This is a genomic window from Nonomuraea basaltis (genome assembly GCF_005893125.1).
Taxonomy (GTDB): domain Bacteria; phylum Actinomycetota; class Actinomycetes; order Streptosporangiales; family Streptosporangiaceae; genus Nonomuraea; species Nonomuraea basaltis.
The window spans coordinates 56675-71344 of record NZ_VCJS01000028.1; the positions used below are offsets into that span (position 1 = coordinate 56675).

The following is a 14670-nucleotide window of genomic DNA, read 5'->3' on the forward strand; positions in this document are numbered from 1 at the left end:
GGCCGCGTCCGGCGGCGAAGGCCGGGCGGGCCTAGCGCTTGAACAGGCGTGGCGCCAGGTCGATGAGGTTCTTCTGCCACACGTCCCAGCCGTGCGGCCCCGGGGTGACCCCGTCGAACTCGTAGCGGACGCCGAGGTTGTTCAGGGTGGTGAGGGACGTCATGAACGACGGGTAGACGAAGTCCGTCTGGTCGCCGACATACAGGCGCAGCAGCTTGGTGCCACTGTTGATCGCCTCGGCGTCGACGCCGGTGGCACTGCCGAACCCGGCCGAGAACGCCGCGACGTAGGCGAACTGACCCGGGTGCGCCTTGAGCATTCCGAACGTCTGCCCGCCCCCCATCGAGAGGCCGGCCAGGGCCTGCTGCGACGGGTGGCCAGAGATCTTATAGCGAGCGCGGGCCGCCGGCGCGAGGTTCTCCAGCAGCTCCTTGTTGAAGTCGGACACGTTGCCATTGCCCATCACGACCACCATCGGCACCAGGTTCCCGTCAAGGAAGTGGTGGTCGAGGATCTGTTTGGCGCGTCCCATCTCGGCCCAGTCCGTGTAGCTCTGACCGCCACCGTGCTGGAGGTAGAAGACGGGGTACGGCTGCGCGCGGTTGGGGTCGTATCCCGGCGGGGTCCAGACCAGCGCGGTCCGGTCCTGGTTCGCGACGGAGCTCCGGTACGTCATGCTCTCGACCTTTCCGCCCTGGCCGGCGGGAACGTCCGAGAGCAGGCGCGCCTTCTCTCCGGGGACGAAGAACGTGGTCCAGGTCGGCTCGGTGGTCACCTTCGTCGGGTTCGACGCATCCTTGACCGAGACCCGGTCCACCATCAGCCGGTAGTAGTAGAACCACGGGTCGAGCGGGCCCACGGTCGCCCGCCACCGGTCGCCGGCACGAGTCAGCGGAATGCGCAGCCAGCTCCCGTTCGGAGCCCAGTTCGCCCACACCTTGACGTGCTGAGCGTTCTGGAAGTCCGTCGTGGTCTCGAAGGTGACGAAGCCGTCCGCGGTCACGAACGGCGTCGGAGTGGTGCCGGGCGCCGGCGGGGTGAACTCGCCCTTCAGCTTCCCGTGACCGGCGCTCGGGCCGTGATCCGACACTTTACGGAACAGCCGCGGCACGAAATCGATCAGATTCTCCTGCCAGGCGTTCCAGTTTGCCCCCGCATCGGGGTTGACTCCGTCGAACTCGTACGTGACACGGGCGCGATCCAGCGCCTTCGTCAGGCGGTTGGCCGCGTTGTACGCGGGATCCGTCACGTTCCCCGTGTACAGGCGCACCAGCTTGACGTGGCGGTTGATCGCGTTCGCGTCCACCCGGCCGGCGCCGTCTGCCAGGAGACCGGCGAACGAGCCGACGTACGCGAACTCACCCGGGTGGGTCAGAGTGGCACGCAGCGCCCGCGTCCCGCCCTCGGCCACACCGGCGATCGCCTGGTGCGCCGGGTCGCGATGGACGCGGTAGCGGTCGGCGACCGCCTTCCGAAGATCCCTCAAACCGTCACCATCGCTGATCACGACCACCATTGGCTCCATGGCCTTCTGGAGCGACAGGTTGTCGAGGATCTGCTTGGCCCGGCCGAGGTCGAGCCAGTCGGTGGCGCTCCCGCCATCGCCGGACTGCAGGAACAGCACCGGGTAGGCTTTGGGGCCCTTGGCCGCGTATCCCGGTGGCGTCCACACCTGAGCCGGCCGCTCCTGGTGCTTGGCCCGGTAGGTCAGGGTCTCGACCTTGCCGCCCTGCCCCTGGGGCGCGTCCGCCAGCAGGCGCGCCGAGTCGCCCGGCACGAGGAAGGTGCTCCAGAGCGGCTTGGATGCCACGCCGGTGCTGTTCGTCGGGTCCTTCAGACTCTTGGTGTCATCGCCCGTGACCTGGTAGGAGTACAGGCCCGGCTTGAGCGGCCCGAGGACCCCTGAGTAGACGTCGCCCCGGCGGGTCAGACCGAACTCCGCCCAGGTAGAAGACGGGCCGAAGTTCCCCTCGATGACGACCTGTGACACCTGGCCCACACTTGCCTCGATGGAGGCCGCCGGAACACTGAAGGACGCGTAGCCGTCCTCGGAGACGTTCAGCCACGGCGTGCCCGCCGCCGCCGGCCGCGGCGCGAGCAACACCGCCGCGATTGCCATCACCCCGGCGGTGATCGCCGCTGCGAGTCGGGGCCCGCCCTGAGTGCGTGACCTGCCGTGATAAAGTAAAAAAGGCATGCAAAAACTCCCTTAATGGCTGGCCACGGTTGATGCCCGACTGGCCGGCCTGATTCATGCGGTGTAGTTCGTGGTTGGTGTTCGCACCTCCATCCGTCGTAGGGTCAGCTTGCCCACCTGACGTTCGTTGCCGCGAATGTCAGGTGCGATGAGACGCCGTACCCGTAGGTGGCGTCACGGTCACATAGGGTTCCTCGGCGCCGCGGTGGAGCCGCGAACGACCAGGCGGATCGGGAGCACGGTCTGGCTCGGGCCCTCCCAGCCGCCGCGCACCAGCGACTTCAGCATGCGCGCGGCCTCGTACCCGAGCCGGTACATCGACTGGTCCACGGTGGTCAGTCCCGGCTCTGCCAGCGCGGACTCAGGGATGTTGTCGAAGCCGGCCACCGACAGGTCGCCGGGAACGTCGAGCCCCAGCTCCTTTGCGACCTGCAGAGCCTTCAGAGCCATTCCGTCGCTCGCCGCGAAGATCGCCGTCGGTCGGTCCGCCCTGTCCAGCAGCGCCCGCGCGAGCGGCGCCGCGGACTCGGGATTGAAGCTCCCTCTTGCGATCAGCTGCGGATCGAGGGGAACGCCGGCCTCGGCCAGCGCCGTACGGTAACCCTCCTCGCGCGACCACGCGGCCTCCAGACCGGCCCGGCCCGCGATCAAGCCGATGCGCCGATGCCCCAGGCCGAGGAGGTGCTCGACCACCGCAGTGGCGCCCGCGAAGTTGTCCGCCGTCACCGACGGCGCCGTCGAGCCCCTCGCCGGATCGATGACCACGACCGGAGTGCCGCTCCGCACCTCGCCCGAGGGCGTGACCACGATGCAGCCGTCGGTGAGCGTGCCCGAGAGGCGGGCCAGGTGCCGCTGCTCCCAGCCGTCCGAGTACGTCCCGTAGAGGTCGCTGTCGGCGTAGATGATCAGGTCGAAACCCGACTGACTCAGCGCGTCCATGACCCCCTTGAGCACCTCGGCCGTATAGGACTGGAAGCTGTGAGTCACCAGCCCCAGGACGTTGGTACGACTGCGCCGCAGGCTCGTCGCCACCAGACTCGACTCGTAGCCGAGCCGCTCGATGACCGAACGGACCTGTGCGACGGTGCTCGCACTGACGCCGTAACGCCCGTTGACCACCCGCGACACGGTCGCGGTGGAGACGCCCGCTAATCGTGCGACATCGCTCATCGTCACCGGCGCACCGCCCTTGGCCATGCCGCCCTCACAAGTTGCAATCGTTATCGGTTACGTTTGCAGCGCAAAGGTAAGCGATGACGATTGCGGAAACAAGACCTTTCCGGCCGGGCGTTCACCAAGACAGAAGGAGGCCCGGATCACACGGTCCGGGCCGGGTGTCGCGGCGCCATGACCATGAATACCGCTGCTGAGCTGGGAATTTGCAGGGCGATCAGGATGACGGGACGGGTCCCGTCGAGTCACGGACGCTGAGGGTCGTCGCCAACTGAAGGTGCCGGGAGGCGGGCTGGACGCCGTCCGCCATGCCGAGGACGGTCTCGACGGCCATCCGGCCCATGCCGACGAGAGGCTGCCGGACGGAGCTGAGCCGGGGCGTGGTCCACTCGGTCTGTGGCGTGTCGTCGAACCCGGTGACCGACAGCTCGCCTGGGACCGAGATGCCGAGTTCCTTGGCCGCGGCGAGGACCCCGACGGCGATCTCGTCGTTGCCCGCGACGATCGCGGTCGGCCGCTCGTCGAGCGAGAGGAGGTCATGGCCGTGCCGCTGTCCCGCCTCGACGGAGAACGCCTCGTGACGGATCAGCGCGCGGTCCGGCGCGAGGCCGGCCGAGTCGAGCGCGGCCTGGTAGCCGTGGAAGCGCTCCAGCGAGGGGGCGGAGCCCAGCGGCCCGCCGATCCAGCCGATCCTGCGGTGGCCGAGCTTGATGACGTGCTCGGTCGCCGAACGACCGCCCGCCCAGTTGGTGGAGCCGATGCTGACCAGACGTGATTCGGTCGTGTCGATGGGGTCGATCGTCACGACGGGCACCTCGAGATCCTCCGCGGCGAGGAGCACCGAGTCGGGCACGGCGACGGCCAGCGCGATGATGCCGACGACGCCGGACGCCTTCTCCCCCTCCATCCAGGCGCGGGCCGCCGTATGGCTCGTGCTGATCGGCTCCTCGGGAGGCAGGCGAAGGAGGAGCTCGGCCTGCGCCGAGGTCGCGGCCACGAGGATCCCTTGGAGCACCGTTCCGGCATAACGGGACTCCACGATGTCGAGCACGGTGACGAGGGTGCGGTCCCGTGTCTGCTCGTGTCGCATCGCCGTCGGCTTGTAGCCGATCTCAGCCATGACTCCGAGCACCAGCTCGCGCGTCTTCGCCCCTACATCACTGCGCCCGTTGAGGACCTTCGAGGCGGTCGTCGGCGAGACGCCGGCCAGTCGGGCGACATCCGCCAAGGTGGCTCGCCCGGAACGACCTCGCCGTTGCATCAGGGCTCCCTTCGGGGCTACGAAATTATTTCGAAACCTACCATGAACCCTTCTTGCCAGGCTTTCTCGCTCGCCCACCCGTTGACACGGGCCGAACGCGACACCTAATGTCCTCGCAACAACGAACAAGTTGCGAAATATTTTCGTAACCAGCTCAGGACGAGAGGAGAAGCCCATGCGGCTCTCCCAGAAGGTCAGGCTTCTTGCCGGGGTACTCGTGCCGATGCTCGCGCTGACCGCATGCTCGGGCGGCAGCGGCAGCGCAGCCGGCGGTGGGGACGAGCAGGTGAAGGTCACGGTCTGGAGCTGGGACGGCACCGTCGAACGGGCCGTTCCCGGCTTCCAGGCCGCGAACCCGAACATCAAGGTCGAGGTCGTCAACGCGGGCTCGTCCCAGGACGAGTACAAGGCGCTCGACAACGCCATCCAGGCCGGTTCCGGTGTACCTGACCTCGTGATGTTCGAGTACTTCGCGGTCCCCTACTTCGCCGTTCCCGGCAAGCTCGCCGCCCTCGGGGAGTTCGGCGTGGACAAGCTCAAGCAGGACTACGTCCCGGCCGCGTGGAGCGACGTGACGGTCAACGGCAAGGTCTACGCGCTGCCCTCCGACTACGGCCCGTCAGCGATGTTCTACAACGCAACCACGCTCAAGAAGGCCGGCATCGAGGAGCCCCCGGGCACCTGGGACGAGTACTACGAGGCCGCCAAGAAGGTCCGCGCCCTCGGCGACGACTACTACATCGCTCAGGACACGGGCGACATCTTCTTCCTGCTCTCGCTCATCTGGCAGGCCGGCGGCCGTCCGTTCAAGGTGGACGGCCACAAGGTGCACATCGACTTCACGGACGCCGGCACGACCAAGGCCGTGGCCTTCTGGCAGAAGATGCTCGACGAGGGCCTGATCAACACCAAGATCACGGGATGGTCCGACGACTGGAACCGAGCACTCAACGACGGCACCCTCGCCACCCAGACCATGGGCGGCTGGCTGACCTCCACGCTGCCCGAGCGCGCACCGGAGGCCGGCGGTGACTTCAGGGTCGCCCTGATGCCGCAGTGGCAGCAAGGTGCCAAGGTCGGAGCGGCGAACGGCGGAAGCTCCTTCGGTATCCCGGCCGCGGCCGAGCACAAGGAAGCGGCCTTCAAGTTCCTCGAGTACTTCACGCACGGCGGCGGTCTCGCGACCCGCGTCGACGCGGGCGCCTTCGTGCCGAACACGTCAGTGCTGGAGAACAAGGAGTTCCAGAGCAAGGCCAACAAGTACTTCGGCGACCAGAAGACCGGCGTCGTGCTGGCAGAGGCTACGGAGATCGTCGGGAGCGGCTGGCAGTACCCGCCGTTCTTCGAGTGGGCCCGCTCGATCTACGGCGACCTCGCATCGCCGTTCTACACGACGGGCAAGGGCTCGCTCGCCGAGATCCTCGAACAGTGGCGGCAGCGCTGCGTCCAGTACGGCAACGAGCAGGGCTTCCAGGTGGACTAGCGGCTCCGCATCAGGGCGGGGGCCCATCCCGCGAGTGGTCGCGGCCCCGCCCGAGCGAGCCAGGCATCGCAATGGATCGGAAGGAACACGGCATGGACCAGGCAACCGCTTCGGCCATGGCACTGCCGGACGCGAGACGGCCTCCGGCGCCAACACGCAAGCGACGCAAGCCACAGATCGGACTGGCGTTCATCGCGCCCTTCGGGGCGCTGTTCGCGCTCGTGTTCATCGTGCCCATCCTGTACGCCGCCTACCTCAGCTTCTTCCAGGACAAGCTCGTCGGGGGCAACACGTTCGTCGGACTCGCCAACTACGCCAAGTTGTTCCAGGATCCGCAGTTCTGGGACGGGGTGGGACGCGTCTTCCGCTTCACGCTCGTCCAGGTGCCGATCATGCTGATCTTCGCCATGGCGCTGGCGCTCGCGCTGGACTCCCTGCGCCTGCACGGCGCCAAATTCCTGCGGGTGACGATCTTCCTCCCCTACGCGGTGCCGGCGATCGTGTCGACGCTCATGTGGGGATTCCTGCTGGGCATCAAGTACGGCCTCTTCGGCAGCCTCAACGAAGCTCTGGGCACGGACCTCAACCCCTTCGCCCCGGACACCACGCTCATCTCCATCGGGGTGATGGTGACGTGGGCGTTCACCGGCTTCAACATGCTCATCTTCTACGCCGCGCTCAAGGCCGTCCCGCGCGAGCTGTACGAGGCGGCCGCGATCGACGGGGCGAACGAGCTCCAGATCGTCCGCGCGATCAAGCTGCCGGCGCTGCGCGGATCGCTGGCCGTCACGATCATCTTCTCGATCATCGGCACGTTCCAGATGTTCAACGAGCCGCAGATCCTGCCCTCGATGGTGGCCAACAGCGGCGTCACCACCTTCTACACGCCCAACCTGTACGCCTACAACCTGGCGTTCACCGGGTCCCAGCAGGGCTATGCGGCAGCACTCGCACTCGTCATGGCAGCGATCACGATCGCCGTCGCCTACGCCGTCCAGATCAGGGGGTTGCGCAATGCGTCGGACCACTAGCCGGCCGGCCGAAGCCGGGAAGACCTCCGGCCGCGGCCCCCGGCTCCCCACGGTGGGCAATCCCAGGAAGAGCACGACGCTCACCGTGATGACGAGCCTGTTCACCCTGTACTGCCTGCTGCCGCTCGGGTGGCTGGTCATCAACGCGACCAAGTCGCAGGCCGACTTCGTGTCGTCGTTCGGGCTCGCTTCCGGCCGCGAGTTCGCCCTCTGGGACAACATCGTGCAGGTCTTCAGCTACCAGGACGGGATCTTCTCCCGGTGGCTGCTCAACACCGTGCTCTACGTCGTCGTGGGTGCGACCGTGTCCACCTTCCTGGCCGCCCTCGGCGGGTACGCCTTGGCGAAACTCGATTTCACCGGCAAGCGGGTGTTCCTCCTCGTCGTGCTGGGGTCGATCTCGGTCCCCGGCATCGCCCTGGCGATCCCGCAGTTCCTGCTGTTCGCACAGCTCGGCATGACCGACACCCCGTGGGCGGTGCTCATCCCGTCCTTCATCAACCCGTTCGGGTTGTACTTGATGTGGGTGTTCACCGCCGAGGCCGTGCCGGCCGGCCTGCTGGAAGCCGCGAAGATCGACGGCGCCGGGGAGTTCAGGACGTTCCTCCAGATCGCGCTCCCGCTGCTCGCGCCGGCGAGCGTGACGGTCCTGCTCTTCTCGTTCGTATCGATCTGGAACAACTACTTCCTGCCGTTGATCATGCTCAAGGATCCCGACTGGTATCCGCTGACCGTCGGCATCAATCAGTGGAACAAGCTGGGCTCGACGGCCGGGAACGGCGCCCTCGTCCAGAACCTCGTGATCACCTCCGCCCTGCTGACCATCGTCCCGTTGATCATCGCGTTCCTCAGCCTGCAGCGGTATTGGCAGTCGGGCCTGTCGCTGGGCGCCGTCAAGGGCTAGTCCTTTTGAAGTCTTTCGTGAAGAGAAGTGAGGCCATGAAGAGAGAACCCCGGCTCCGGATCGACGGTGAGCTGCGTGGGGAGAGTGTGCTCCCGCACGTCTGGAGCAGGTGTATCGGCGCCGGGCGGGCGAACGAGGCGCTGCGCGCGGACTGGCAACGGCAGTTCGCCGAGGTCGGTGCCGCGTCGGGAATCGAGTACATCCGCTTTCACGGCGTCTTCCACGACGACATGTTCGTCTACCGGGAGAGTTACGGCGGCGGTTTCGGCCCGGACGCGTCACTCCCCTCGCCCGTGTACACGTTCAGCTACGTCGACAAGGTCTTCGACTTCCTCCTGGACTGCGGTGTCCGGCCCTTCGTCGAGCTGGGCTTCATGCCGCGCGAGCTGGCGACGCAGACCGGGACCGTGTTCTGGTGGGGCGCTCACTGCAGCCCGCCCAAGGACATGGCGCGCTGGGTCGAGCTGGTCACGAGGTCGGTCGAGCACTGGATCGACCGGTACGGGCTCGACGAGGTGCGAGAGTGGCGCTTCGAGGTGTGGAACGAGCCGAACCTGGTCCCCCACTTCTGGACCGGCACGAAGACCGAGTACTTCGAGCTCTACGAGCAGACCGTGCGAGCGATCAAGAAGATCGATCCGGCCTTGAAAGTGGGCGGGCCCGCGACGAGCGTCTTCGTGCCCGACGACCGCTACAAGGGCGAGACCGAGGACCGCTCCGCAACGCTCGCAACGGCTGCCGCGACCGACGTGGACGCGCTCGACTGGCGCCCGGTCTGGATCGAGGACTTCATCGCCTGGTGCGGGGAACGCGAGCTCCCGATCGACTTCATCTCGACCCACCTGTACCCCACCGACTTCGCGTACGGCGCCAACGGCGAGGCCGTACACCTCACCCGGTACGCCGATGCCACGTTCGACGACCTGACCCTCCTGCGCGAGCTCGTGCGGAACAGCGCGTATCCCGAGGCGGAGATCCACATCACCGAGTGGTCGACGTCGCCGTCGGCCCGCGACTTCATCCACGACACGCCGTTCGCGGCGACCTCCATCACGAGGTCGTACCTGAAGTGCGCGACCCTCGCCGACTCCATCGCCTACTGGACCTTCACGGATGTGTTCGAGGAGGGAGGCGCCGGGATCGGACCGTTCCACGGCGGGTTCGGGCTGGTGAACGAGGGCGGCATCCACAAACCCACGTTCCACGCGTTCACGATGCTGGCCCGGCTCGGCGACCGGCTGCTCCTCGCGACGCCCGACGGCGTCGTGACCCGTGACAGCCGGACGTCGGCCGTGTCGGCCGTGTTCTACAACTACCCCGAGGACATGGCCATGAAGGGCGTCGGCTCGGCGAACTCGTACCCGGCGGCACGCGCGCTGGCCGAGGTGGGGCCGAGCCGGCGAATCCACCACTCGATCGGCGGGCTGAAGCCTGGCACCACGTTCCTCGTCGAGATCGTGGACTGGGAGCACGGCAACGCCGCCGAAGCCTGGTACCAGCTCGGGTCCCCCCTCAACCTGTCCAGGGCCGAGAGCGAGTACCTGCGCACGGTCGCCGACTCGCTCCTCAGGTTCACGCTGACCGTGCCCGACGACGGCGTGCTCGAACTCGACGTCGAACTCGCGCCCTGGGCGGTGATGTCGCTGCGGCAGTCGGCCTGAACGCACCACCGCCTTCGGGGTCATGGAGTCCGGTCCTCAGGTGCGGGCCCACCGCTGGTTGGCGCCGCCGTTGCAGGACCAGATGATCAGCTTGGTGCCGTTGGCGGTGGCGTTGTTCGGCACGTCGAGGCACAGACCCGACTGCGCTCCGGTGATGGTGCCGTCGGCGTTGAGGCGCCACTGCTGGTTGGCCTGCCCGTTGCAGTCCCAGACGATCACCTGAGTGCCGTCGGCGGTGCCCTGGTCGTAGACGTCCAGGCACTTGTTGCCGTAGACCCGTAGCTCACCGCTCGCGGTGGGCGTCCACTGCTGGTTGGGCTGGCCGTTGCAGTCCCAGATCTGCGCCTGCGCGCCGTTGGCCTGCGAGGCACCGGTGACGTCCAGGCACCGGCCCGAGCCGGCCCCTCTGATCGCGACCGCGGGGACGATGCCCCCTCCGGTGACGGTGTACATGGCCGCCCCGTGCCCGGGCACCGACGCGCTGATCGTCCCGGACGAGGAGGACGTCGTGTGCGCCCACAGGTCACGCACCGAGTAGGAGGACGCCGAGCCCAGGCCCAGGGCCGAGGCGGTGGTGGAGACGGTCGAGGTCGAGGTGCCCCGGTTGAGCAGGACGACCGCGACCGAGCCGTTGGACATCGGCTTGCGCCAGACCTCCAGGTTGCCGTTGTCGCTGATCTTGTGGCCCTGCCTGCCGCCCCAGTCCTGGTTGATCGCGATGACCTCGGTGTTCGTCAGGATGGAGCGGGTCTCGGCGCTCATCGAGCGCAGATCGTTGCCCGCGATGAGCGGCGCGTTCAGCAGCGACCACAGGCTGAAGTGCGCCCGTCCCTCGGTCGCCGTCAGCGCGCCGACGCCCACCTCCAGCATGTCGGGGTCGTTCCAGCCCCCGGGCCCCGAGTACGCCTCGAGCCCGACCTGCTGGTCCAGGATTCCCATGATCGAGTTCCAGTTCGCGGCGATGTCTCCCGTCGTGCGCCAGGAGTTGCCCACCGGCATCCCCCAGGTCCACACGTTCTCCTGGCCCCAGTTGCACAGGCTGTACACGATCGGGCGCCCCGTGGCGGCCAGCGCGTCCCGCATGGCGGTGTAGCGCTGCAACCCGCTCCTGCCCTGGTGATCGCCGCAGTTGTCGTACTTCAGGTAGTCGATCCCCCAGGACGCCCACAGGGCGGCGTCGCGCCGCTCGTAACCGAGGCTGGCCGGGTACCCCGCGCACGTGGTCGTCCCGGCCGAGGAGTAGATGCCGAGCTTCAGCCCCTTGGCGTGGACGTAGTCCGCCAGGGCCTTCATGCCGCTGGGGAACTTCTGCGGGTCAGGCACCAGGTCGCCATTGGCGTCGCGGCTCCTGGTGGACCAGCAGTCGTCGATGTTGACGTATTCATAGCCGGCCGCCGCCATGCCGCTGGAGACCATGACGTCTGCGGTCTGCCGGATGAGGCTCTCGTTCACGTTGCAGAAGAAGGTGTTCCAGTCGTTCCACCCCATCTGCGGCGTACGGGCGAGCCCGTTGTCCAGCGCGATGGCCGGTGACGCCCCACCGCCCATCGCGACCAGGGAACCGGCGGCCAGTAACGCCGCCAGGGTCAATCGAATGATCTTACGCATCTGACTGTCCTCCTCGTGCGGGTCGGTCGGCAGCGGGAGGTGCCCCGGCGTCGCAGGAAAGGGTGGGCGTGGCCGGGGCGCCGTTGGCGGTGAAGCCGAACGTGGTGGTGTCGTTGGCCGCGAGGGAGCCGTTGTAGGACTCGTTGCGTACGGTCACGCCGGCTCCGGAGCCGGAGCGGACGCCGCTCCACAGGCTGCTGATCGTCTGCCCGCCCGGCCAGGTCCAGCTGACCGTCCAGCCGTTGACGGCGCTGGCGCCGGCGCGGACGGTCACGGTGGACTGGAAACCGCCGGACCAGGAGTTGACGGTCTCCATCGTGGCCGTGCATGCACCGGGTGCGGGGGTGGGTGACGAGGAGCTCCCGAACTGGGAGAAGAACTTCCACACCTCTGCCTTGGTCCAGGTCGTGACGCCGCTCTCCGCGTAGGTCCCGTCCACCGGACCGGGCATGTGACCGTTGTCGAACGCGGCCCAGACGACCGGATAACCGGTCCGGCACCCCGAGTAGGTGGTGACGATGTGGCTGCGGCTGCCCGAACTCGGCTCGGGCGGGTTCTGCGCGGCACAGCCGTTGTTCCGGACGAACCTGTCACGCAGCGACCGTCCCTGCGCGATGTTGAGCACCGTGTCCCCGATGCCGTGCAGGCCCATGTAGGCGATGGGCTGAGTTCCGCCGCTGCACCCGCTGAGCTGAGCGCCGGAGAAGACCGCGACCGCGCGGAAGACCGTCGCCCGAGAGCACGCGAGTGAGAAGCTCATCCCGCCGCCGTAGCTGAAGCCGGTCGCGAAGAGCTGCGAGGTGTCGACGCAGAGATCCGCCTCGATGAGCCGGATCATGTCGTCGACGAAGGTGACGTCCTCGCCGTTGGTGTTCGCCCAGCCGTTGTTGAAGCCCTGGGGCGCGACGAAGATCGCGCCGTTGTTCGACAGCTGCCTGAGTCCGTAGAAGGACCAGGGGTACCCACTGGTACCGCCGGAGTCGACGTCGGCGGCGGTGCCGCCCCGCCAGTGGAAGCCGAAGATCAACCGGTAGGGGGTGCCGTTGTGGTAGTTGTCGGGAAGCCGGAGGATGAAGGAGCGATTCTTGCCGCTGGTCTGAATCGACTGCGTACCGCTCCTCAGCGTTGGGGTCTTGCCGCATCCGGCGGTCGTCGCGAGGGCGCCGGCGGGCGCCGCGGCTGTGCCGGCGTCGCTGCTCATCGCCGCATGGCCCGTGGCCAGTACGAGAAGTGCCGCGGCAGCGATCGCGATCGTGGTGAAAAGGGAGCCGCGTCCTGACATCACGTAACTCCGATCTTGGTGCGGATTCCGATGGGTCTGGATGGAGGGACCATTCGCTGCTCCCTTGTTCGGCGAGAGCATCGGCCGGCTTGGGACTACTGGAACGAGGCGTCGTCGATGGAGAAGCCGCCGGTGCCCGCGGCCGTCTCGACGTAGAAGGTGGCGCCGGTCAGCGTTCCGCTCCACGACACGGTCGCCGTACCGGTGAGCTGGGTCCAGCCGCCGGGTGCGAGCCGCGGTGTGTCAGGTGCGGGTCCAGCGCTGGTTGGCGCCGCCATGGCAGGAGTAGAGCTGGAGCCGGGTGCCGTTGGCGGTGGCCTGGCCCACGGCGTCCAGGCACAGCCCGGACTGCACCCCGGTGATGGTGCCGTCGGCGTTCAAGCGCCATTTCTGGTTGTCGCCGCCGTGGCAGGAGTAGATCTGGATGCCGGCGCCGTTGCCGGTGCCGGCCGCGTCGAGGCATGTGTTGCCATAGACCCTGAGCTCGCCCTCCGAGGTGGCGGCCCACTGCTGGTTGCCGCGCCCGTTGCAGTCCCACAACTGCACCGCGGTGCCGTCGGCGGTGGCGGCGCCGGGCACGTCCAGGCAACGCCCGGAGCCGACTCCCTTGATCTGCCCGGCGGGGGGTGGAGTCGGCGTCGTGGTGGACGAGCCGCCGTCCAGGCCGAAGAAGCGGATGGCGTACGCGGCCATCCCGGTGCGCGGCAGGTCGTGGCCGGCTCCGGTGATGGTATACGCCTCGACCTGCCCGGAGCCGAAGACCCGCCGGGTCCAGCCGGATTGCGGGCTGTCGGTGGAGGTCGGGGTCTGGCTCAGTCCGTGCACATTAGTCCACTGGTCGACCTCTTCCTGCAGCATCGTGTACGGCAGCACGGAGTCGGCGGTGCCGTGCCAGGCCATCACGCGCGGGCGGGGCCCGGTGTAGCCGGGGTAGGCGTTCCTGACCAGGTCACCCCACTGCTGCGGCGTCTTGTCGCCGCACCCGGCGGGGCCGAGGCAACCGTAGGGAACTCCCGCGAACGGCGCGCCGGCCTTGAACACGTCCGGGTACGTGGCGAGCAGGTTGTTGGTCTCCATGGCGCCGGAGGAGAAGCCTGTGGCGAACACCCGCTGCGGGTCGCCGTTGTAGCGTTGCAGCACGTAGTTCGTCATGGAGACGATCGACACCGGGTCGCTGCCGCCGCCGTGCCGCAGGGCCTCGTTGGACCACACGTCGAAGCAGTTCGATAGGCCGTTGGCGCTCTTGTTCGCCTGCGGGTAGATGACGATGAAGCCGTACCGGTCGGCCAGCGAGGCGAACTCGGTGCCCTGGTGGAAGGCCGGAGCCCAGCCGTTGCAGCCGTGCATCGCCACCAGGACCCCCGGCCTGGACTCCACTCTGTCGGGGACGTAGAGGTGCATCCGCAGACCGCCGGGGTTGTCACCGAAGCTCGTCACTTCGGTCAGGACCGCCGCCGACGCTCCCGGCGCAGCCGCGAGGAACACGGACAGAGCGGTGACCACCGCCGTGATCAGAGCCACCAGGGCGGCTCCGATGCCCGCGTACCTTCTCGTACGCGGTTCGCTTCGCTTCATTGGTTCGCCTCTCCCTGTTAGCGCTAACAAGTCGAGCTCCCCCTCGGGCCGGTGGAGGTGGTGGCGGGACGGAGCAAACACGAGGCAGAAAGGTACTGTCAAGAACGCCTTAACGTGCAGCGGGTCGGCGGAAGCAGCGCCCCAGCACGCTCACCTCGGACTATCGAGTCTGGCCGCGTCGATCAGCGAGAGCGTCGCCATGAAACTTTCACCTGCGCCCCAACCAGCGGGCCGGGCCGAAACTTTCAAAGGTCACGCGTCGCACATTGAGCCAGCACAACCGGCACAGGCAAGGGCGGGCGTGGCCGAAAGTTTTCACTACATCCTTGACAATTTTCGGCGAGATTCCCACACTGAGTGCCCGAGGTGATCTCCCCTACCGGCTCGGTGGTGCTCAACAGGGGGACTGCCGCCCCGACGCCTGTGGTGTGCGTCCCCACCGGGACGCGGCGTCGGTCCCGCGGATGTGTCCCGCACGATCCTTTCCCCATGATT

At 67.6% G+C, this 14670-nt stretch carries 11 protein-coding genes; 4 read left to right on the forward strand and 7 right to left on the reverse strand.

Features of this window, described 5'->3' with window-relative positions; all coding sequences use genetic code 11:
- Positions 1 to 31 precede the first annotated feature (31 nt).
- The 3 genes from EJK15_RS16000 to EJK15_RS16010 form a co-directional block, all read right to left on the reverse strand.
- Entirely contained in the window at positions 32 to 2197 is a 2166-nt protein-coding gene (locus tag EJK15_RS16000; RefSeq protein ID WP_138711216.1) for an alpha/beta hydrolase, read from the reverse strand.
- Positions 2198 to 2377: 180 nt separating this feature from the next.
- The gene (locus EJK15_RS16005) at positions 2378 to 3394 is read right to left on the reverse strand and encodes a LacI family DNA-binding transcriptional regulator (RefSeq protein WP_138711217.1); all 1017 of its coding nucleotides are present in this window, start codon (positions 3392 to 3394) and stop codon (positions 2378 to 2380) included.
- Positions 3395 to 3587: 193 nt separating this feature from the next.
- Entirely contained in the window at positions 3588 to 4631 is a 1044-nt protein-coding gene (locus EJK15_RS16010; protein ID WP_138711218.1) for a LacI family DNA-binding transcriptional regulator, read from the reverse strand.
- A 175-nt stretch (positions 4632 to 4806) separates the two neighbouring features.
- Between EJK15_RS16010 and EJK15_RS16015 the strand changes: the two genes are divergently transcribed.
- The 4 genes from EJK15_RS16015 to EJK15_RS16030 all read left to right on the forward strand — a co-directional run bounded on the left by EJK15_RS16015 (position 4807) and on the right by EJK15_RS16030 (position 9710).
- Complete coding sequence (locus EJK15_RS16015) at positions 4807 to 6114, forward strand: ABC transporter substrate-binding protein (protein WP_138711219.1); 1308 nt, start codon at positions 4807 to 4809, stop codon at positions 6112 to 6114.
- Positions 6115 to 6206: 92 nt separating this feature from the next.
- Positions 6207 to 7145: a carbohydrate ABC transporter permease gene (locus EJK15_RS16020; RefSeq protein WP_138711220.1), complete on the forward strand. Its 939-nt coding sequence runs from the start codon at positions 6207 to 6209 to the stop codon at positions 7143 to 7145.
- Positions 7129 to 8049, forward strand: a complete 921-nt coding sequence (locus EJK15_RS16025; RefSeq protein WP_138711221.1) for a carbohydrate ABC transporter permease — start codon at positions 7129 to 7131, stop codon at positions 8047 to 8049. The genes EJK15_RS16020 and EJK15_RS16025 overlap by 17 nt, the downstream gene beginning before the upstream one ends.
- Positions 8050 to 8084: 35 nt before the next feature.
- Positions 8085 to 9710 (forward strand): GH39 family glycosyl hydrolase, encoded by a 1626-nt coding sequence (locus EJK15_RS16030; protein WP_138711222.1) that lies wholly within the window; start codon positions 8085 to 8087, stop codon positions 9708 to 9710.
- A gap of 36 nt (positions 9711 to 9746) precedes the next feature.
- Here the strand turns inward: EJK15_RS16030 and EJK15_RS16035 are convergent, their stop codons facing one another.
- From EJK15_RS16035 to EJK15_RS16050, 4 genes are all read right to left on the reverse strand, one after another.
- Positions 9747 to 11318, reverse strand: a complete 1572-nt coding sequence (locus tag EJK15_RS16035; protein WP_138711223.1) for a glycoside hydrolase family 27 protein — start codon at positions 11316 to 11318, stop codon at positions 9747 to 9749.
- Entirely contained in the window at positions 11311 to 12600 is a 1290-nt protein-coding gene (locus tag EJK15_RS16040) for a cellulose binding domain-containing protein (RefSeq protein ID WP_138711224.1), read from the reverse strand. Before EJK15_RS16040 ends, EJK15_RS16035 begins: the two co-directional genes overlap by 8 nt.
- A 95-nt stretch (positions 12601 to 12695) precedes the next feature.
- The gene (locus EJK15_RS16045) at positions 12696 to 12878 is read right to left on the reverse strand and encodes a hypothetical protein (RefSeq protein WP_138711225.1); all 183 of its coding nucleotides are present in this window, start codon (positions 12876 to 12878) and stop codon (positions 12696 to 12698) included.
- The gene (locus EJK15_RS16050) at positions 12844 to 14175 is read right to left on the reverse strand and encodes an extracellular catalytic domain type 1 short-chain-length polyhydroxyalkanoate depolymerase (protein ID WP_138711226.1); all 1332 of its coding nucleotides are present in this window, start codon (positions 14173 to 14175) and stop codon (positions 12844 to 12846) included. The genes EJK15_RS16045 and EJK15_RS16050 overlap by 35 nt, the downstream gene beginning before the upstream one ends.
- Between the last annotated feature and the right edge of the window lie 495 nt (positions 14176 to 14670).